Below are 19,539 nucleotides of genomic sequence, written 5' to 3' on the forward strand. Positions count from 1 at the left end.
TAGACTGGCCAGATGCTTGAACAGGTTCGCGGCCCCGCAGATCTGCAACACCTGTCCCAGGCGCAGCTGACCGAACTGGCTGCCGAGATTCGCCAGTTCTTGATCCACAAGGTCGCTGCCACGGGCGGCCACCTCGGCCCCAATCTCGGTGTTGTCGAATTGACCCTTGCGCTGCACCGGGTCTTCGACTCGCCGCACGATCCGATCCTCTTCGACACCGGCCACCAGGCCTACGTGCACAAGATGCTCACCGGCCGTGCCGCCGACTTCGACACGCTGCGCAAGAAGGACGGCCTCTCGGGTTATCCCGCGCGGGCCGAAAGCGAGCACGACTGGGTGGAGTCCAGCCATGCGTCGGCCGCCCTGTCCTATGCCGACGGCCTCGCGAAGGCCTTTGAGCTGACCGGACATCGCAACCGGCACGTGGTGGCGGTGGTGGGCGATGGGGCGCTGACCGGCGGCATGTGCTGGGAGGCCCTGAACAACATCGCCGCCGCCAAGCGGCCGGTGATCATCGTCGTCAACGACAACGGGCGGTCCTACGCGCCGACCATCGGCGGGCTGGCCGACCATCTGGCCGGGCTGCGGTTGCAGCCGGGCTACGAGCGGGTGCTGGAGCGCGGCCGGGTCGCCGTCCGCGGGATGCCCATCATCGGCGAAGCCTGCTACCAGGCGATGCACAGCGTGAAGGCCGGCATCAAGGATGCGCTGTCACCGCAGGTGCTGTTCACCGACCTCGGCCTGAAGTACGTCGGCCCGATCGACGGCCACGACGAGCATGCGGTGGAGACCGCGCTGCGGCACGCCCGTGGCTTCAAGGCGCCGGTGATCGTGCATGTCGTCACCCGCAAGGGCATGGGATACGCGCCGGCCGAGAACGACGAGGCCGAGCAGATGCACTCTTGCGGCGTCATCGACCCCGACACCGGGCTGGCTACGAAGTCCGCCGCACCCGGCTGGACGTCGGTGTTCTCCGATGCGCTGATTTCGTACGCCGCCAAGCGGCGCGACATCGTGGCGATCACCGCGGCGATGCCCGGCCCGACCGGATTGTCGGCGTTCGGTGAGCGCTTTCCGGACCGGCTGTTCGACGTCGGCATCGCCGAGCAGCACGCGATGACATCGGCGGCCGGGTTGGCGATGGGCGGCCTACATCCGGTGGTGGCGATTTATTCGACGTTCCTCAATCGCGCGTTCGACCAGATGATGATGGACGTCGCGCTGCACAAGCTGCCGGTCACGATCGTGCTGGACCGCGCCGGGATCACCGGCAACGACGGCGCCAGCCACAACGGCATGTGGGATCTGTCGATCCTGGGCGTCGTCCCGGGGATGCGGGTGGCTGCGCCGCGCGACGGCGCCCGCCTGCGGGAAGAACTCGGCGAGGCGCTCGAGGTCGACGACGGCCCGACCGCCATCCGTTTCCCCAAAGGTGAAGTGGGCGAAGATATTCCGGCACTCGAGCGGGTGTCCGGGATGGACCTTCTTGCGCGCCCGGCCGACGGCCTGAGTCAGGACGTCCTGCTCGTGGCGGTGGGTTCGTTCGCGTCGATGGCGCTGAAGGTCGCACAGCGGCTGCGCAATCAGGGGATCGGCGTGACCGTGGTCGACCCGCGCTGGGTGCTTCCGGTGCCCAACGGGATTGCGCCGCTTGCCATCTCGCACAAGTTGGTGGTGACGATGGAGGACAGCGGTGTGCACGGTGGCATCGGCTCCACCGTCTCGGCTGCTCTGCGTGCCGCCGACATCGACGTGCCGTGTCGCGATCTCGGTGTGCCGCAACAGTTCATCGACCACGCCGGTCGCGGTGAGGTGCTCGAGGAGATCGGCCTGACCGAGCAGAACATCGCCCGTCAGGTGACCGGCTGGGTGGCCGCGCTCGGAACGCTTGACGAGACCGTCAGCGATTCGGCCGAAAAGACGAACTGACTCACGCCTCGTCGGCGGGAGCAGAACTCAGCGCCTCGGCGAGCACCGGGACGACGAGCGAGCGCTGCCACTGCCTGGCCCCGCCTTCGCGCAGGACTGTGTCGACGGCCCCGCTGACGTCGCCGGTCTCCTGCCAGTCCCAGCACAGCCTGCGGACGAGTTCCGGCGACACCAGATTCTCGGTGGGAACCCGCACTCGTTCGGACAACTCGGACAGGCGCGCCCGGGCGGCGTCGAGCCGGGCGGCCGCCTCCGGTTTGCGTTTGGCCCAGCGCACCGCGGGCGGCGGCCCGTTCTGCGGTTCGGCGCTGTCCGGCGGGTCGGGGTTGGTGCGGGCGGACTCCAGCGCCGCCAACCAGACGTGGGCGCTGCGGCGCTGCTTGTGGCCGCCGAAGATCGGCAGCTTGGTCAGTTCCTCGACGGTCTTGGGGTCGGCGACGGCCGCGGCGATGATCGCCGAGTCCGGCAGTATCCGCCCTGGAGCGATATCCCGGCGGCGGGCGATCTGATCGCGCACCGTCCACAGTTCGCGCACCGCGGCCAGGGCCTGGCGGTTGCGGACCTTGTGCAGACCTGAGGTGCGCCGCCACCGGTCACGCCGGGTCGGGGTGGCTTCGGAGCGCCGGAGGTGCTCGAATTCTTCTGCGGCCCAATTGGATTTGTCTTGCTCGGTGAGCACTTCGTCGATCGCGTCGCGCAGGGCGATCAGCACTTCGACGTCCAGCGCGGCGTAGTTCAGCCACTCGTCGGGCAGCGGACGCTTGGACCAGTCCGCAGCGCCGTGTCCCTTGGCCAGCCCCAGCCCGAGCAGGCGTTGCACCATCGCCGCCAGATTGACCCGCTCGAACCCGGCCAGCCGGCCGGCCAGTTCGGTGTCGTAGAGCGCGGGCGGGCGCATGCCCACCTCGGCCAGGCAGGGCAGGTCCTGATCGGCGGCGTGCAGGATCCACTCGTCGTCGGCCAGCACCTCGGCCACCGGTCGCAGCACGTCGATTGGACTGCTGCCGTGGTTGACCGGGTCGATCAGCACGGTGCCTGCGCCGGTGCGGCGAATCTGGATCAGGTAGGCGCGGTTGGAATACCGGAAACCCGACGCGCGCTCGGCGTCGACGGCGAACGGGCCGGTGCCCTTCGCCAGTTGGTCGGCCGCCCGGGCGATCTCGTCGGCGCTGACCGACAGCGGCGGCACACCTTCGGACGGGCGCAGCAGGGGAGTCGCCTCGGGGGCGTCCTCGGCTGCGGCATCGGGCGCCGTGCTCGCGGCGTCATCGTCTGGTGTCATGTCAGGCGCGGGAGCGGGAACCTAGGTCCGTCACTCCCACCGGCGGCAGACCCGCGGCGTGTTCGAGGACCTCGCAGAATGCCTGGACGTGGGTGTCGAGCGCCATCGTGGTGGCCGTCCACGATGCGCGCATCTCGAGCTGGTGGGCGCGGGGCGGACCGGAGATGTCCCCGTAGCGCACCGACGTGGTGGCCGTGACGGTGCCGCCCAGGGCGGTGACGTGCTCGGAGCGGCTTTCCAGCGCGTCGACGAGCCAACTCCAGGCCACCTCGGGCAGCAGCGGGTCGACAGCCTCGCTGGAATCCAGGTCGGCCTGGATGTAGGCGACCAGTCGCATGGTGCCGTCCCAGGCTTCCGAGCCGTCGGGGTCGTGCAGCAGGATCAGCCGGCCGAACGCATCGCCGTCGGAGGTTTCCGGGACGATCTCGGTATCGGGGTGCTTGACCTCGGCACCCAGCGCATAGCTGTACGGCGCGAGGCGTTGGGGGGGACGGATCGGACCGAGTTCGATCTCCGCCCGCACCTGGGCGGTGTTCATCGCCGCCACCGCCTCGCGGAAAAGCGCGGGTTCCGCAGTGGTCACGCCAGATGACGCTAGCCCTATCGTCGAGGTCGGGGGGGCAGGCGCGCCGATTTGGTGCCTTCCGGCGGGCAGGAGCGGAGCGACCCGGGGGATGGGCTGGGCGCCCGGGGGTTCGCCGGCTCGTGGGACCATGGACGCGATGAGTACCCGACGCCAGCTGCCCGAGGCGCCCTACCTGGCCGCCGCCACTGGCCGCAAACCCAGCCGCGTCCCGGTCTGGTTCATGCGCCAGGCCGGCCGATCGTTACCCGAGTACCGCCAACTGCGGGCCAAGAACACGATGATGCAGGCCTGCTTCGACCCGGCTTTGATCAGCGAGATCACGCTGCAGCCGGTGCGCAGGCACGGGGTGGACGCGGCGATCCTGTTCTCCGACATCGTGGTACCGATGCGCGCTGCGGGCATCGGCCTGGACATCGTGCCCGACGTCGGCCCGGTGATCGACAACCCGGTGCGGACCGCGGCCGATGTCGCCGCGCTGAAAGGTCTTGAGCTGCAGCGGGTCAGCGCGGTTTCGGACGCGGTCGGTCTGCTGGTCGGCGAGCTCGGTGAGGTGCCGCTGATCGGTTTCGCCGGCGCTCCGTTCACGCTGGCGTCCTATCTGGTCGAGGGCGGGCCCAGCAAGCTGCACGAACGCACCAAGGCGATGATGTTCGCCGACCCGTCGACATGGCACGCGCTGATGGGGTTGTTGACCGACCTGACGATCGCCTTCCTCAAGGTCCAGCTCGACGCCGGCGTCGACGCCATCCAGGTGTTCGACTCGTGGGCGGGCACACTTTCATTGGCCGACTACCGCACCCATGTGTTGCCGCACAGCTCGCGGGTGTTCGCCGCGCTGGCCGATTACCGGGTGCCGATGACGCATTTCGGGGTCGGTACCGCTGAACTGCTCGGCGCGATGGGCGAGGCGGGCGCGACGGTCGTCGGCGTCGACTGGCGCACCTCGCTGGCCGATGCGGCGCTGCGGGTGGGTCCGAAGAAGGCACTTCAGGGCAACCTGGATCCGGTCGTGCTGCTGGCCGGCTGGCCGGTCGTCGAGCAGGCGGCGCGGGCGGTGGTCGACGACGGACGGCTTGCTCTCGACGCCGGTGCCGCCGGGCACATCTTCAACCTCGGCCACGGCGTCCTGCCGCCCACCGACCCGGGGATCCTGACAGATCTGGTCTCACTGGTGCACTCGTTGTGAGATATAGCGTTGTCGGAGGCGGCATTTCGGGTTTGGTCGCGGCCTATCGGCTACGCACCCTGGCCGGCGCGGATGCCGAGATCACGGTGTTCGACCCGGCCGACCGCCTCGGTGGCATCCTGCGCACCGAGCGGATCGCAGGCCAGCCGATGGACATCGGCGCCGAGGCCTACGTGGTGCGCCGGCCCGAGGTGCCTGCCCTGCTGACCGAGCTCGGCCTGGCGGGTCGTCAGATCAGCACCACCGGGGTGCGTCCCACCATCTACAGCCAGGGCCGCCTGCATCCGCTGCCTGCGGACACCGTCAACGGCATTCCGACGTCGGCCGCGTCGATGACCGGCCTGGTCGACGATGCGACGATCGCGCAGATGGCCGCCGAGCCCAGCCGGCCGCTGCACTGGCGGGTCGGTGCCGACCCGGCCGTCGGCGCCGTCGTCGCCGACCGGTTCGGCGACCAGGTCGTCGCCCGCTCGGTTGATCCCATGCTGTCGGGCGTCTACGCCGGTTCGGCGGCCACCATCGGCATCCGGTCCGCGGTGCCCACGGTGGCGGCCGCCCTTGATGCCGGCGCCCCCAGTCTGACCGACGCCGGCCGCCGCGCACTGCCGGGCAGCACGCAGGGTCCGGTGTTCGGTGCCATCGACGGCGGCTACCAGGTATTGCTCGACGCACTGGTGGCGCGCAGCCGATTTCAATGGGTGCAGACGTCGATAGAGCGCATCGCTCGCGACGGGACCGGCTGGAGTCTGTGCGATGACGAGGGCCGGCCGTGGGGTGCCGACGGCGTGATCGTCGCGGTGCCCGCCGCCCGGCTCACGCCGCTGATGGCCGACGTCGCGCCCGACGCCGCCGCGGCGGCCGCCCGGATTCCGGTCGCCTCCGCAGCGGTGCTGGCGCTGGCCGTCCCGGGCGGGACACCGCTGCCTGCTCAGTCCGGTGTCCTGGTCGCCACCGGAGAACGCTTGCACACCAAGGCAATCACGTTGTCCACCCGCAAGTGGGGATCGCGCGGCAACGCCGAGTTGTTGCGGTTGTCGTTCGGGCGCTTCGGTGACGACCTGGCGCGCACGACGTCGGACGCCGAGCTGCAGAGCTGGGCGCTGGCCGATGTCTTGACGGTGTTCGGGATCGCAGTCGACCCGGTCGATGTCCGGGTGCACCGCTGGCTGGACGCGATGCCGCAGTATTCGCCCGGTCATCGCGAGCTCGCCGCCGAGCTGCGCACCGGGTTGCCGCCCAGCCTTGCCCTCGCAGGCAACTACCTCGACGGCATCGGGGTGCCTGCCTGCGTGGGCGTGGCGGGCCGCGCCGCCGAGGCTGTGGTGGCCGCCACCATCCGCCGATAGGCGAACCGCCGCGTGGCACGATGGGTGCCATGGCCAAACTGGACTTCGACGAGCTCAACGCCACGATCCGTTACGTCATGTTCTCGGCGTTCGCGGCGGAACCGGGCGAGCTGGGCTTCGACGAAGAGACCCGCGCCGCCGTCGTCGACGAGACGGCGACGTTCCTCAAACAGCAGGAGGACAACGGCGTGGTGGTGCGCGGCATCTACGACGTCGCGGGTCTGCGCGCCGACGCCGACTTCATGTTCTGGACGCACGCCGAGCGGATCGAGTCTCTGCAGGCGACCTACAACGACTTCCGCCGCACCACAACGCTGGGCCGTGCCGTCACCCCGGTGTGGAGCGCCGTCGCCCTGCACCGGCCCGCGGAGTTCAACAAGAGCCACATCCCGGCGTTCCTGGCCGGCGAGGAGCCGGGCAACTACGTCTGCGTCTACCCGTTCGTGCGTTCGCTGGACTGGTATCTGCTGCCCGACGAGGACCGCCGCAAGATGCTGGCCGATCACGGCATGGCCGCCCGCAGTTACAAGGATGTGCGAGCCAACACGGTTCCTGCTTTCGCGCTGGGTGACTACGAGTGGATTCTGGCGTTCGAAGCCCCTGAGCTGTACCGCATTGTCGACCTGATGCGCGACTTGCGCGCCACCGAAGCCCGACGCCACGTTCGCGAGGAAGTCCCGTTCTTCACCGGTCCGCGGATCGGCGTGGAGCAATTGGTCGCCAAACTGCCCTAGCAAACAAGTCCGCGTACCTCCCGCTCAGGGGCCCGGAGTTCGCTACGATTGCGTGACCGTGAGTTCTGCGCGGCCGACACGATCGGGGGCCCGATGACAGGGCTGAGGGCGAGGCAGACGATCGCCTTGGTCGTCGGCGTCGTGGCATGTGCCATCGCCTTGGTCCTCACCGGATGGCTGTGCGGGTCGCGCATTTCGCTTGCTTCCCTCGCTGACAACGTGATGACCTCGCTGGCCGCCGTTGCGATGGTGGCCTCGGTCATCACCGCGCGGACTGCTCACGGCCGGGTGCGAATCGCGTGGGCCGCCATGGCAATCGGACTCGGATCCTTCACAGTCGGTGCTGTTCTGTGGTTCGTCTACCGGCTGACCGAATTCGAGCATCCATACCCATCGGTGGCGGACGCCGCGTACCTGGCGTTGCCGATTGCCACCGCGATCGCCATGTTGTTGCTGTCCTCGGGGTTCAGTCGTACGTCGCGGACGCGGTTGGTCCTCGACGCGCTCGTCGTCGCCGGGTCCTTCAGCATTGTCGGCTGGATCGCCGTGCTCGAGGACCTCTGGAAGTCGGCGCCCGACGACCGGCTGAGAGTGGCGGTCTCGGCCGGCTACCCGGTGCTGGACGCCGCCGTCCTCACCATCGGTGTCCTTGTGGTGGCGCGTGCGCACGCTGGTCAGCGCCGGACCCTGGCGCTATTGACAGCGGGTATGGCGGGTATCGCGATATCCGACGGTGTATTCGTCTACCTCACGGCAAACCAGCAGCCCACCGATACTGCGCTCCTGTACCCCGGTTGGCTGATCGGACTGGTGTTGTTCATCGGGGCTGCCCTTACCGGGCGTGGCTTCGCTCACCGGGAAGTCATTGCTGCGCAACCTGTTTCGTGGACTTCGGTCTGGCTGCCCTTCGTCCCGGTGATGTTGGCCAGCGTAGCGGTGTTCACGCAATCGCCCATCGACCTCAAGGCTGGGCCGGTACCGGTGATCGGGCTCATGCTGCTGCTTGCTTTCAGTGCCCGCCAGCTGCTGGTGATGAGCGAGAATCGCAGCTTGCTGGCGACAGTCGCCGAGCAGGCCCTGCGGGACCCGCTCACCGGCGTCGGCAACCGCATCGTCTTCCGGGACCGACTGAGTCACGCGATGCAGATGCGTCAGCGCGACGGACTCTCGGTCGGCGTTCTGGTCATGGACCTCGACGATTTCAAGGTGGTCAACGACACCCTGGGGCACCCGGTGGGTGACGAACTGCTCAGCCTCGTCGCCGAGCGGATCGTCGGCAGCGTCCGCGCCGGTGACACGGTGGCGCGCCTCGGCGGTGACGAGTTCGCGGTCTTGATCGAGGGCCGGGTGGACAATTCGCAGCTGGTCGCCCATCGGGTGGTCGAGGCGTTCGACGAGCCGTTCATCGTCGACGGACAGGATCTGCTGATCCGGCCCAGCATCGGGTTGGCGGTCGCCGAACAGGACGAACCAGATCTGTTGGCCGAGGACCTGCTCAAGCGTGCCGACATCGCGATGTACTCGGCGAAGCGGTCCCGCGCAGGCGGTGTGCACCCGTTCAACGCGGAGATGCTGCTGGCCGAGACCGCCGACGGCGACCTGTTCGCCAGTGGTCCGATGCCGGCATCGCGCAGCGGCGCCAGCACCGTCCGGTTACTGGGCGAGTTGCGGCAGGCCATCGATCAATTCGAACTGACGCTGGTGTACCAGCCAAAGTTCGACCTGAATACCGCGTCGATCGTGGGGGTGGAGGCGCTGGTGCGCTGGCCGCACCCGAAGCGCGGCATGCTGTCGCCCGACGAATTCCTTCCTTTGGTGCGCCGCTACGGGCTGATGGGCTCGATAACCGACTTGGTGGTCAACCAGGCGCTCGATGACGTCGTGCGCTGGCGGGAGGAATCGCTCGAGGTGCCGATCGCGGTCAACATGTTCGCGCCGTCGATGGCCGACCTGCGCTTGCCCGGCAAGTTCGCCAGGGCGCTCGCCGATCGCAACCTGAGTCCGTCGCAGTTGACCGTCGAGATCACCGAGGACCTGTTCCTGGACCATATGGAGCGCACCAAGACGGTGTTGAATCAGTTGCAGGAGTTCGGGATTCGAATCGCCATCGACGATTTCGGCAGTGGTTACTCGGCGCTGTCCTACATGCGCGACCTCACCGTCGACGAGGTCAAGCTGGACCGGCACTTCATCGCACCGATCCCCGCCGACCAACGCGCGTCCGCCGTGGTCCGCGCGGTACTCAACCTGGCGAACGAACTCGGACTGAGCACCGTCGCGGAAGGAATCGAGACCGTGACCACCGCCGAATGGTTGCGTGAACACGGCTGCAACATCGGACAGGGCTACTTCTTCAGCCCACCGCTGACGGCCGACAACCTGCGCGACATCCTGAAGAAGTGTGAGCGCGACGCCTCTTGCCGGATTTCGGGCTGCTCACTGCGGTACGGCTCCTGTCACTGGTCAGAGTCCGATGTGCCCCACATCGAGCTGATGCGGTAGGTATGCTGACGCCGGCCGTCAATATCGTGCCGGCGGCCGACGGGGGGTGTCACGATGCCCAAGGCTTCTCGTGCCGCGGTCGGGGCCGTTGTGGTGTTTGTCGTGTTCGTCGCCGTCATCCTGAGCGGCTGGCTGCATGGTTCTACGTTGACGATCGTCGACGATTTCGCGCTTCTGGCGCTGGCGATCCCGGCGGTGGCGTTCTCTGCACTGGCGGCGCGGTCGCTGTGGGGACGTCGGCGGCTGGCATGGGCGTCGATGACCGTCGGCTTGCTGGGATGGACTGTGGGCGAAGCGATCTGGACCCTCTACGAGGTTCATTTGCATCAGCCGCCATTTCCGTCGATCGCCGATGTGGCGTTCCTGGTGATGCCGGTGGGCGCCTGTGCCGCCCTGCTGCTGCTTCCCGCTGAGCACACCAGCCAGTCGCGGGGACGGTTGTTTCTCGACGGTGTGATCATGGCAGGCTCGCTGTTCCTGGTGAGTTGGGTGACGATCCTGCACCCGCTGTATCAGTCCGACACGCCGGATCAGTTCGGCTTCGTCATCTCGCTGGCATATCCGCTGTCCGACATCATCATCCTCACGGTGGCCGGCGTGGTGCTGGTCAGGTCGACCGGCCAGCACCGGTTGTCGCTGACCCTGCTCACTGCAGGGCTGGCCTGTTTCGCGTTGGCGGACAGCGCTTTTGCCTATCTCACGGCAACGGGTTCCTATCGTTCCGGCAATGTCATCGACATCGGGTGGGCGGCTGGCCTGCTGTTCATCAGCGTGGCGGCGTCCGCGGCCCACGAAAGTAAACGCAAGCGGCACAACTCGTTCGCCCTGCCGGGCTGGGCATCGGTGTGGCTGCCGTACACGCCCTTGCTGATCGCCGGGGTGGTGGCCGCCGCGCAACCGGTCCCGGATCTGAAGTCTCGGCCGGTGTTGATCGTGGCAAGCATTCTGGTGGTGACCGTCCTTGGCCGTCAGTTCCTCGCGGTGAAGGAGAATCGTCAGCTGGTGGCCACGGTGGCCGACCAGGCGCTGCACGACCCGCTCACCGGGCTGGCCAATCGCGCGTTGTTCAGTGACCGGCTCAGCCACGCGATGCACCTCCATGAGCGGGAAGGTCTTTCGCTCGCGGTCCTGGCGGTGGACCTCAACGAGTTCAAGCTGGTCAACGACCACCTCGGTCATCTGGTGGGTGACGACCTGCTGGTGGGCGTCGCCCAGCGGCTGCGTCGCTGCGTCCGGACGGGCGACACGGTGGCCCGGCTGGGGGGTGACGAGTTCTCGATCCTCGTCGAAGGCGGCAACGATGTCGCCGAGCTGGTCGGCAACCGTGTCGTCGAGGCGTTCGAGGAGCCGTTCGTCCTCAGCGACCACGAACTGTTGATGCGCCCGAGTGTCGGACTCGCACTTGCCGTGTCGGACGAGCCGCACCTGACGGCCGACGAATTGATGCGACGGGCCGACGCCGCGATGTACTCCGCCAAGCGGTCACGGGCTCGCGTGGTGCAGGTCTACCACTCCGATATCGCTGCGCTGGACGAGGCGGCTGACAGACGACTGTTCGGGGCGTTCGAACCCCGCTTCGATGCCGGCGGCGCGGCCGCGATCGAGCTACTGGGAAAACTCAGGCAGGCCATCGACAAATCTGAACTCACGTTGGTCTACCAGCCGAAGGTTGACCTGCACACCGCTGAGAACGTCGGGGCCGAGGCCCTGATACGTTGGCCGCAACCGGACGGGACCGTGCTGGCGCCGGAGGAATTCCTGCCGCTGGTCCGCAGGCACGGCCTGATGGGGCAGATCACTCAACTGGTCATCGGCAACGCCCTCGACGATGCACTGGCTTGGCGTCGTGCCGGGCTCGAATTGCCGGTTGCGGTCAACTTGTTCGCTCCCTCGGTGGCGAATGTCGCTCTGCCGGCGACCATCACCCAGGCCCTGGCCGAGCGTGGCCTGCCCCCGACCGCGCTGACGGTCGAGATTACCGAGGAACTCTTCCTCGACAGCACCGAGCGCACCCGTGCGGTGCTGGAGGAGTTGCAGAGCAATGGAATTCGGATCGCGATCGACGACTTCGGCAGTGGCTACTCGGCGCTGTCCTATCTGCGGGACCTGCCGATCGACGAGGTGAAGTTGGATCGCAGTTTCATTGCACCGATTCTCGTCGATGCCCGTGCTGCAGCCGTCGTACGCGCCGTGGTCGACCTCGCGCATGTGCTCGACCTGACTGTCGTGGTGGAAGGGGTCGAGGACGCCCAGACGGCGGCGTTGGTACGCGAATTGGGATGCGATGTCGGGCAAGGCTTCTACTACGGTGTTCCGGTGCCACCGGATGAGTTACTCAGGGCCGCTGTGCGGAAGCTGCGTGCGATCGGTCCGACGCAGTGACGGTTAACCGCGATTCTGTCGTTAGTTTGCCATAGAAATTTGCTACGGTAATGCCCGGATTCGCCCGATTCTTCGCGACGTCTGGGGGTGAGGGTGCACGGCATCGTGAAGCCGCCCCTTGTCCTGATCCTCGGCGCAGGCGTCATGGTCATCCTAGCTTTGGGACTCTGGCAATTTCCAAGCGCTCCGGCCATCATCGCCCTCAAGGTGCTGCTGGCGTTCACCGCCATGGTGGCTACTGCGGCCGCGGTCCGAACTGCGACCACGACGGCGGGGCATGTTCGTGCGGCATGGCTGGCCCTGGCGGTCGGTCTCGGCGCGTTTGCCCTCGGAATGAGCATGCGCGCCTGGATGGCGTTGTCCGGTCGCAACACCGGGTTCCTCCCAGGAGCAGACATGGTGCGGGTCGTGCTCCCCGCGGGAGCGTGTGCTGCTCTGCTGCTGTTGCCGACAACCGTTCTGGGCGCGATGTCGCGTCTGCGGTTTCTCCTCGACGGTGTCGTGGTCGCCAGTTCGCTCGTCCTGATGGTGTGGGCGGGGGCGCTCGACGATATCCACCGCGGACGCATCGCGGGGTCCATGCCGATCACCGCGACGATGGCGTATCCGATGGTGGACGCGGTGACCGTGACAGTTGCTTTGTTGGTGTACCTCGCCGCGCAACCTGATCAGCGTCTGACGGTGGGCCTGGTTGCGCTAGCCAGCCTCGTGCTCGGCGTGACCAACGACGCTATCGTGTATCTCTTTGCAGCGCAGAAGAGTTCACCTGTTCCGGCAATTATGGTCGGCTGGCTCGCCGCCTTGCTGCTGTATATCGCTGCAGCTGTCTCGGGGCGGGCGCGCACCTACGGCCACGCCGTGAAGGCCAAGCAACCGGCGCGCGCCGCGGTGTTCCTGCCGTTCGTGCCGGTGGCCGCGGCCGCGGTGGTCATGATGTTCACCGAGGTCTCGAACGAGGTACTGCGGGGCCCGCTGATGGTCGCCGGTGGCCTGCTGATCGTGGCCTTCCTGGCCAGACAACTGATCGTGGTGGGTGAGAACCGGCGATTATTCGCTGCGATCGCCCGGCAGGCGCTGCGGGATCCGCTGACCGGTCTGGCCAACCGGGCGGTGTTCCACGACCGGGTCTCGCACGCGATGCAGTTGCGCCAGCGCGACGGGGTGTCGGTCGCGGTGATGGGTCTCGATATCGACGAATTCAAGATGATCAACGAGACTTTCGGCCACCGGGCCGGCGACGAACTGCTCAACCTCGTGGGCTTGCGAATCCTCACCGTTGTCCGCACCGGCGACACGGTGGCTCGTGTCGGCGGCGACGAGTTCGCGGTCCTGATCCAGGGACGCGACGACCATTCACACGTCATCGCCCACCGGGTCGCGGAGTCGTTCGACCTGCCGTATGCCGTGGACGGCCACGAGCTGATGGTCCGGGCCAGCGTCGGCCTCGCGGTGGCCGACAGCGATGATCCCCATGTCAGTGCCGAGGAACTGTTGAAGCGTTCGGACATTGCGCTCGACGCGGCCAAGACATCTCGCGTTGCGGGCGTGCACACCTTCACCGCCGAGATGGAAGCCGACTTCTTCGCCACCGGCATCGTGCCGCCTGCACCGCAGAGTGATGCCACCGGCGCCCGTGGGTCCGCGGTCCGACTGCTCGGTGAACTCCGACGCGCGATCGACCAGGGGCAGCTCACTCTGGTCTATCAGCCCAAGCTCGACCTCCGCACGCGCAACATCGTCGCGGCCGAAGCGTTGGTGCGCTGGCCGCATCCCGAGCGCGGGATGCTCAGTCCTGACGAGTTCATGCCGCTGGTGCGTCGGCACGGGCTGATGGGCGCCGTCACCGATCACGTGGTGAGCCGAGCCCTTGATGACACTCGGATCTGGCACGACGCGGGGTTCGCCATTCCGGTCGCGGTGAACGTGTCCGCCCCCTCGTTGGGCACCACCCGGCTGGCCACGACGGTGTCAGATGCGTTGCGAGAGCGTGGACTTGCGGCGTCGGCGCTGATCGTCGAGATCACCGAGGACGTGGTGCTGGAAGGTTTGGAGCAGGCCTCACGCGTCTTGCGCGACCTGCGGGCCAAGGGCGTCAAGATCGCCGTCGACGACTTCGGGAGCGGCTACTCGGCTCTGTCGTATCTCCGGGATCTACCCATCGATCACGTCAAACTGGATCGTCGCTTCGTCGCGCCGATCACCTCGGATCCCCGTGCGGCAGCGGTCGTTCGGGCGGTGGTCAACCTCGCCCACGAACTGGGACTGGCCACAGTCGCCGAAGGGATCGAGGACGTCGAGACGCTGGAGCAGTTGCGCGACTATGGGTGCGACTTCGGGCAGGGCTACTACTTCAGCCCGCCGGTGGCCTTCGAGCGGCTGCTGGCGATGCTGGCTAATCCTCCGTGGGCACCAGCGTGAGTGAAATCGAATTGATGCAGTAGCGCTGGTCGGTCGGGGTCGGGTAGCCCTCACCGCTGAACACGTGACCGAGATGGCTGTGGCAGTTCGCGCACAGGACTTCCACCCGGTGCATACCGAGGGTGTCGTCCGGGCGCAGGATGACCGCTTCGGAGTGCGACGGGTCGAAGAACGACGGCCAGCCGCAGTGCGACTCGAATTTCTCGGTGCTACGGAACAATTCGGCGCCGCACGCCCGGCAGGCGTAGATGCCTTCGGTCTTGGTGTCGGTGTACTCGCCGGTGAACGGACGCTCGGTGCCGGCTTCACGCAGGACCGCGTACTCGGCTGGGTTGAGCCGTTTGCGCCATTCGTCGTCGGTCAGTTCGAGCTTGGGGGCGGGGATCGAACTCATGGGTTCACGTTACCGCGGCGTCGCGCCGGGGTTCGCGCATCCACGGCGGATCGATGCCCTCGGCCAGCCGGTCATCGGCCTTGGCGTCGGCGTAGCGGAAGTACAAGACGCAGAAGACCACGACCAGCATGAGTGACCAGCCGTAGGTGATCTTCATGTACTCCAGGAAGCGCCCGGTCGTCGGCCAGCGCCACATCAGCCAGCGGTCCATCGTCAAGAACCCGTAGGTGGCCAGCCAGGCCGGCCAGTTGCGCACCACCGAGTTCGGCAGCACGACGGTCATCAGGAACGGGAACAGCATCATCGAGTAGTAGCCCTGGGCGAGCGACAGGACCAGCCACGACGCGATCAGCAGCACGCCCGACGAGGTGAGCATCCAGAACAGCGGGTCGCGGTGCTTGTAGTAGCGGTGCAGCAGCCACAGGCTGGCCACGGCCAGCACCAGGAAGATCACCCGCAGCGCCACGATCAGCCACGTCGGCAGTCCGTAGTACACCCCGTTGCCCAGCACGGAGGAGTTGAAGTAGTCGCGGGTGGAGAAGATGTAGGGCAGGGTGCGCCGGACGAAGTTCATCGGATCCGCGACCAGCGGCCAGGCCGCCAGGTTGAACACGACCGGCACGATGATCGCGGCGACGACCGTCCGCCATTGCTTGTTCAGCAGCGGCAGCAATAGCAACACTCCGAGCACCGGTTTGACGACCAGCGACAGGCCGATCACCACGCCGGCCCACCACTGGTGACTGACCTTTCCGTCGAGCATCCAGCGGAAGAACAGCACCTCGCACAGCAGGATGCAGCCGTTGATGTTGGTGAACACCAGCGTGTTGGTCACCGACTCGGTACAGAACATGGCCAGCAGCAGTGCGGGCAGCGCCACCGAGCTCAGCGGGAACCGGAACAGCCGCACCAGCAGGCACGCGGCGATGATCATCGCCGCGGTGTTGAAGAACACGAACCAGTTGTGCGAGGCGAAGACCGGCAGATAGCCGAACGGCGCCATCAGCAGGGTGCCGCCGGGCGGATACAGATAGTGCGGGTCGACGTAGTCGAAGTGTTCGTTGTAGATGTCGAAGCCGCGACGGAAGTTCGACACCGCCCGGTAGACGGGTCCGAAGTCGTCGGTGATGTAGCCGTTGGACGACAGCACATAGCTGCGGTGAATGATCGACATGATCGCCAACGGCCACAGCGCCGAACGCAGGATCGCCGACGTGGTCGGGGGGCTGGTCCGGGGGCGGAATGCGGCCAGCAGGCCGGATCGCAATGAGTCAGCTAGCGCCACGGTCGCACCGTACACCGGCCGGATGGGTCAGATGCTCAGGCGGGGCAGTAGGTGTCGGTGGGCGGCATGTTCCCGCTGTCCAGATAGCTCATCATGGGCGGCAGCGCGCACGCCGTGTAGATGCTGGCGCCGTGCCCGATGCCCTGCCACATGATCCGCCTGCTTGCTGCACCGGCGTTGATGATCGTGGCCGACGACGCGGGCACACCCTGATTGCCTGCGATCGGATCGTTCTGCACCCCCAGCAGCAGCACGTTGACCTTCAGGTCCTTCGGTTCTTTGGGGGCGGCGCCGCTGGGCCAATTCAGGCACTTCACCAGATCGAGTGCGCCGACGGTGCCGAACTGCGGGTAGAGCTTGCCCCACTGGACGACGAGTTCACGCACCCGGTCCGGCGTCGGGCGGTTCAGGGCGTCGCTGCAGGAGTTGATGAACTGGCCGTCGCTGTCGCGCATCGCCTCGGCCTGGTTGATCAGACTGTTCAGCTGGTTGGCGTCACCGCCGCGGGCGGCGGCCAGGGCGTTGGCCAGGCTCACGGTGCTGCCGATGCGGTCCCCGCTCGGATAGCCGAGCGCGGTGACGATCGCGTTGGCCAGCACCGCCACCGAGACCCCGCCGGGTCCGCGGCCGGCCCGCGCGGCCGCCAGCAGTGAGTCGACGGCGCCCTTCGGGTCGGGCCCGAGCGCGCAGTTGACCGCCACACACTGCTGGGCGAACGCATCGAGGGCGGCCTGTTGGCCTTTGACCTGTTCCTCGGCCGCGGCTTCGGCGTTGACGCCGGGCGGCACGGGGGAGTCGAGCACCAGCCGGGCCACCTTGTCGGGATGGGAACCCGCGTAGGCCAGCGCGATCTGCGCGCCGTTGCCGACGCCAATCAGGGCCAGCGCCGGCACGTCCCAGGTGCTGCGCAGCCGTTCGAGGTCCTCGGCGGCACGGGCGTTGTCGTAGGCGGAGTCGCCGGGCGCGATGGTGTCGGTGCAACTCGTCGTCGCGGTCATCGTGATCGCGCCGAGGTTGGCGACCGGGTCGTCGCCGGACTCGAACTGAGCCTGGTCGCGCATCTCCTGGCGGTCGAACGAGTCGCGGCAGTCCACTGGGCTGGACATGCCGATGCCGCGGCGGTCCACCGAGACGATGGGATGGCTCTTGAGGACATCGGCACCGGACCGGGACAGCCACACCGGCAGCTGCATCGATGACGGGATATCGGTGCCGGTGGTGAACACCAGCGGTCCGGCGTCCGGCGGGGTCTGCACCGAGCGGGCGCGCACCACGCCGATGCTCACCGTGCCGGTGGCTCCGGCGATCGGGTCGAGGTCGGCGTCATAGCTGGCGCACTCGAGGATCACGCCGGGCGCGGGCGGGGTCCCGGCGTCACCGAAGACCTTCGACGTGCAGTCCTTCCAGCCGAGCTCGTTCTTGGGCGCCGCGATGGCCGGCGGTCCGCCCGCCTGAGTGGTGGTTGTCGGGCCCGACGGGTTGTGTGCCTTGTCGCTGGCGAACTGGGGGTTGGCGGCCAGCCACGGGGCACATCCGGTGAGCAGAACAGTCAACGCCGCGGTGCCGAGGCTGACTATGGCTTTGGAGGCCCACACCCGACGATCGCGCATGCCCACCACCCTAGCGACACCGCCGGTGCGGACAGCTCAGCCGACGCGCGTGTAGCGCCCGTACAGATAGCCTTCGGCGTCCGACATCAGATGCGTGCGACGCATCGCGGTCAACACCTGACCGGCGCCGCCCACGATTCGCGGTGCCTCGCCGCCGACCAGCACCGGGGCGGTGGTCAGACACAGCTCGTCGAGCAGGCCGTGGTCGATGAACGTCCCCATCAGGGTGGGCCCGCCTTCGCAGAGCGCCCGGCGTAATCCGCGCTCGGCCAGCGCGGCCAGTGCGACGGCGGGATCCACCTCGGCCGAGTCGTCGCCCGAGCAGGCGACCACCTCGGCCGCGTCACCCAGTCGGGTACCGGTGTCCGCGGCGACGTCGGCACACGTGAGCACCAGCGGCGGCACCTCGGTGCGGGTCAGCACCGGCCAGTCGTTGTCCACTCGGCCGGAGCGGGTGACCAGTGCGATCGGTGGGACTTCGCTCTGGCCGCGGCGCTGCCGGTTGCCGCGCTGAGCGACCGTCATCTGGGCACCCGAGTAGCCCTCGCCGTGCGCGGTGCCCGCACCGACGACGATGACGTCGGCCAGTTCGCGCAGCACCCGGAACAGCCGTCGGTCGCCGGCGCCACCGAGCCCACCCGAGGTGCCGTCGGTTGAGGCGCCGCCGTCGAGACTGGCGATCATGTTGCCGCGAACCACGCACCGCTCCGCGACCGCAGGGTAGGCGTAGAGCGCGTAGAGCCGGTTGTCGTCGACGACGTCTACCGGGTCGGCGTCGCCCAGCAGTGTGAAGTAGGTCCCATCCGGATCGTTCGAGCTCGGGTCGGCCACGTCGTTGATTGCAGCACGTCGATAGGGTTCGTGTCATGGATCGCCTCGTCGACCGTCATCCGACGGTGTCTCCGGAGCGGTTGGTGGCTCAGCTGATTCCGCCGCCCACGTTCGCCGGCGTCAGCTTCGCGACCTATCGGCCCGATCCCGGCGAGCCCAGCCAGGCCGCGGCGGTGCACGCCTGCCAGGCGTTCTGCGAGGAGGCCGCCCGTCGGCGGGCCGGGAAGAAGAAACTGTTCGGTAAGCGGGACACCTTGCCCGGTACAGGGATCTATCTCGACGGCGGGTTCGGCGTGGGCAAGACCCATTTACTCGCGTCGTCCTACCGGCAACTGCCCGACTCGGCCGAGCATCCCAAGGCCTTCGCCACCTTCGGCGAGCTGACCCAGCTTGCCGGCGTGTTCGGGTTCGTCGAGTGCATCGACCTGCTCGCCGACTACGTGGTCGTGTGCATCGACGAGTTCGAACTCGACGACCCCGGTAACACCACGCTGATCTCGCGGCTGCTGTCTGCGCTCGTGGAGCGCGGCGTCTCGATCGCCGCGACGTCCAACACGCTGCCCGAGCAGTTGGGCGAGGGGCGCTTTGCCGCTCAGGACTTTCTGCGCGAAATAAACACGCTGGCAAGCATTTTCACTACGGTGCGGATCGAAGGTCCGGACTACCGGCACCGTGGCCTGCCGCCTGCGCCCGACCCGCTCACCGACGAGGCGGTGGCGGCAAGGGCGGCCGCGCAGCCCGGCGCCACCCTCGACGACTTCGACGCGCTGTGCGCGCATCTGGCGACCATGCACCCGTCGCGTTATCTCACGCTTATCGAAGGAGTGGCGTGCGTGTACATCACCGGCGTTCACCCGATCGACGACCAGAATGTGGCGTTGCGGCTGGTTGCCCTCACCGACCGGCTCTACGACGCGGGCATCCCGGTGGTGGCCTCCGGCGCCAAACTCGACACCGTCTTCTCCGAGGAGATGCTGGCGGGCGGTTACCGCAAAAAGTACCTGCGCGCGACGTCGCGACTGCTGGCGCTGACGAGCCCCGGCGGACTGTAGGC

The 19,539-nt window shown here is 67.6% G+C and carries 14 protein-coding genes; 8 read left to right on the forward strand and 6 right to left on the reverse strand.

Going from position 1 to position 19,539, the window contains the following annotated elements; genetic code table 11:
- The first annotated feature begins 12 nt into the window (after nucleotides 1–12).
- Nucleotides 13–1,929 (forward strand): 1-deoxy-D-xylulose-5-phosphate synthase, encoded by a 1,917-nt coding sequence (gene dxs, locus BST42_RS02760; RefSeq protein ID WP_083116995.1) that lies wholly within the window; start codon nucleotides 13–15, stop codon nucleotides 1,927–1,929.
- A 1-nt stretch (nucleotide 1,930) separates the two neighbouring features.
- Here the strand turns inward: dxs and BST42_RS02765 are convergent, their stop codons facing one another.
- Nucleotides 1,931–3,211 carry a ribonuclease D gene (locus tag BST42_RS02765; RefSeq protein ID WP_083116996.1) on the reverse strand — a complete coding sequence of 427 codons (1,281 nt, stop codon included), beginning with the start codon at nucleotides 3,209–3,211 and terminating at the stop codon, nucleotides 1,931–1,933.
- Between the two features lies 1 nt (nucleotide 3,212).
- Nucleotides 3,213–3,794 (reverse strand): DUF3000 domain-containing protein, encoded by a 582-nt coding sequence (locus BST42_RS02770; protein ID WP_036338522.1) that lies wholly within the window; start codon nucleotides 3,792–3,794, stop codon nucleotides 3,213–3,215.
- A gap of 139 nt (nucleotides 3,795–3,933) precedes the next feature.
- On the opposite strand from BST42_RS02770, the gene hemE reads away from it, so the two are divergent.
- The 6 genes from hemE (at nucleotide 3,934) to BST42_RS02800 (ending at nucleotide 14,365) form a co-directional block, all read left to right on the forward strand.
- Nucleotides 3,934–4,983, forward strand: coding sequence for a uroporphyrinogen decarboxylase (gene hemE / locus BST42_RS02775; protein ID WP_083117260.1), 1,050 nt, complete (start codon nucleotides 3,934–3,936; stop codon nucleotides 4,981–4,983).
- A complete protein-coding gene (locus BST42_RS02780) occupies nucleotides 4,980–6,329 on the forward strand; it encodes a protoporphyrinogen oxidase (RefSeq protein WP_083116997.1) in 1,350 nt (449 codons plus the stop codon). The genes hemE and BST42_RS02780 overlap by 4 nt, the downstream gene beginning before the upstream one ends.
- 29 nt (nucleotides 6,330–6,358) lie before the next feature.
- Nucleotides 6,359–7,063: a hydrogen peroxide-dependent heme synthase gene (gene hemQ / locus BST42_RS02785; protein ID WP_083117261.1), complete on the forward strand. Its 705-nt coding sequence runs from the start codon at nucleotides 6,359–6,361 to the stop codon at nucleotides 7,061–7,063.
- Between the two features lie 93 nt (nucleotides 7,064–7,156).
- Nucleotides 7,157–9,565, forward strand: coding sequence for a putative bifunctional diguanylate cyclase/phosphodiesterase (locus BST42_RS02790; RefSeq protein WP_133057402.1), 2,409 nt, complete (start codon nucleotides 7,157–7,159; stop codon nucleotides 9,563–9,565).
- Nucleotides 9,566–9,619: 54 nt separating this feature from the next.
- Nucleotides 9,620–11,947, forward strand: coding sequence for a putative bifunctional diguanylate cyclase/phosphodiesterase (locus BST42_RS02795; protein ID WP_237159174.1), 2,328 nt, complete (start codon nucleotides 9,620–9,622; stop codon nucleotides 11,945–11,947).
- 105 nt (nucleotides 11,948–12,052) lie between these two features.
- Nucleotides 12,053–14,365 (forward strand): putative bifunctional diguanylate cyclase/phosphodiesterase, encoded by a 2,313-nt coding sequence (locus BST42_RS02800; protein WP_133057403.1) that lies wholly within the window; start codon nucleotides 12,053–12,055, stop codon nucleotides 14,363–14,365.
- On the opposite strand, the gene msrB is transcribed toward BST42_RS02800, so the two are convergent.
- From msrB to BST42_RS02820, 4 genes are read right to left on the reverse strand one after another with little or no spacing between them, the layout of a single operon-like run.
- Nucleotides 14,340–14,759 carry a peptide-methionine (R)-S-oxide reductase MsrB gene (gene msrB / locus BST42_RS02805; RefSeq protein ID WP_083117000.1) on the reverse strand — a complete coding sequence of 140 codons (420 nt, stop codon included), beginning with the start codon at nucleotides 14,757–14,759 and terminating at the stop codon, nucleotides 14,340–14,342. The two genes, BST42_RS02800 and msrB, sit on opposite strands and share 26 nt — an antisense overlap.
- Nucleotides 14,760–14,763: 4 nt before the next feature.
- A complete protein-coding gene (gene aftC / locus BST42_RS02810; protein WP_083117001.1) occupies nucleotides 14,764–16,059 on the reverse strand; it encodes an arabinofuranan 3-O-arabinosyltransferase in 1,296 nt (431 codons plus the stop codon).
- 20 nt (nucleotides 16,060–16,079) lie between these two features.
- Nucleotides 16,080–17,654, reverse strand: coding sequence for an alpha/beta fold hydrolase (locus BST42_RS02815; RefSeq protein ID WP_083117263.1), 1,575 nt, complete (start codon nucleotides 17,652–17,654; stop codon nucleotides 16,080–16,082).
- Between the two features lie 36 nt (nucleotides 17,655–17,690).
- The gene (locus tag BST42_RS02820) at nucleotides 17,691–18,485 is read right to left on the reverse strand and encodes a pyrimidine reductase family protein (RefSeq protein WP_083117002.1); all 795 of its coding nucleotides are present in this window, start codon (nucleotides 18,483–18,485) and stop codon (nucleotides 17,691–17,693) included.
- 35 nt (nucleotides 18,486–18,520) lie between these two features.
- On the opposite strand from BST42_RS02820, the gene zapE reads away from it, so the two are divergent.
- Nucleotides 18,521–19,537 (forward strand): cell division protein ZapE, encoded by a 1,017-nt coding sequence (gene zapE / locus BST42_RS02825; RefSeq protein WP_083117003.1) that lies wholly within the window; start codon nucleotides 18,521–18,523, stop codon nucleotides 19,535–19,537.
- Nucleotides 19,538–19,539 lie beyond the last annotated feature (2 nt).

The organism is Mycolicibacterium rhodesiae, from assembly GCF_002086695.1.
Lineage (GTDB): Bacteria > Actinomycetota > Actinomycetes > Mycobacteriales > Mycobacteriaceae > Mycobacterium > Mycobacterium rhodesiae.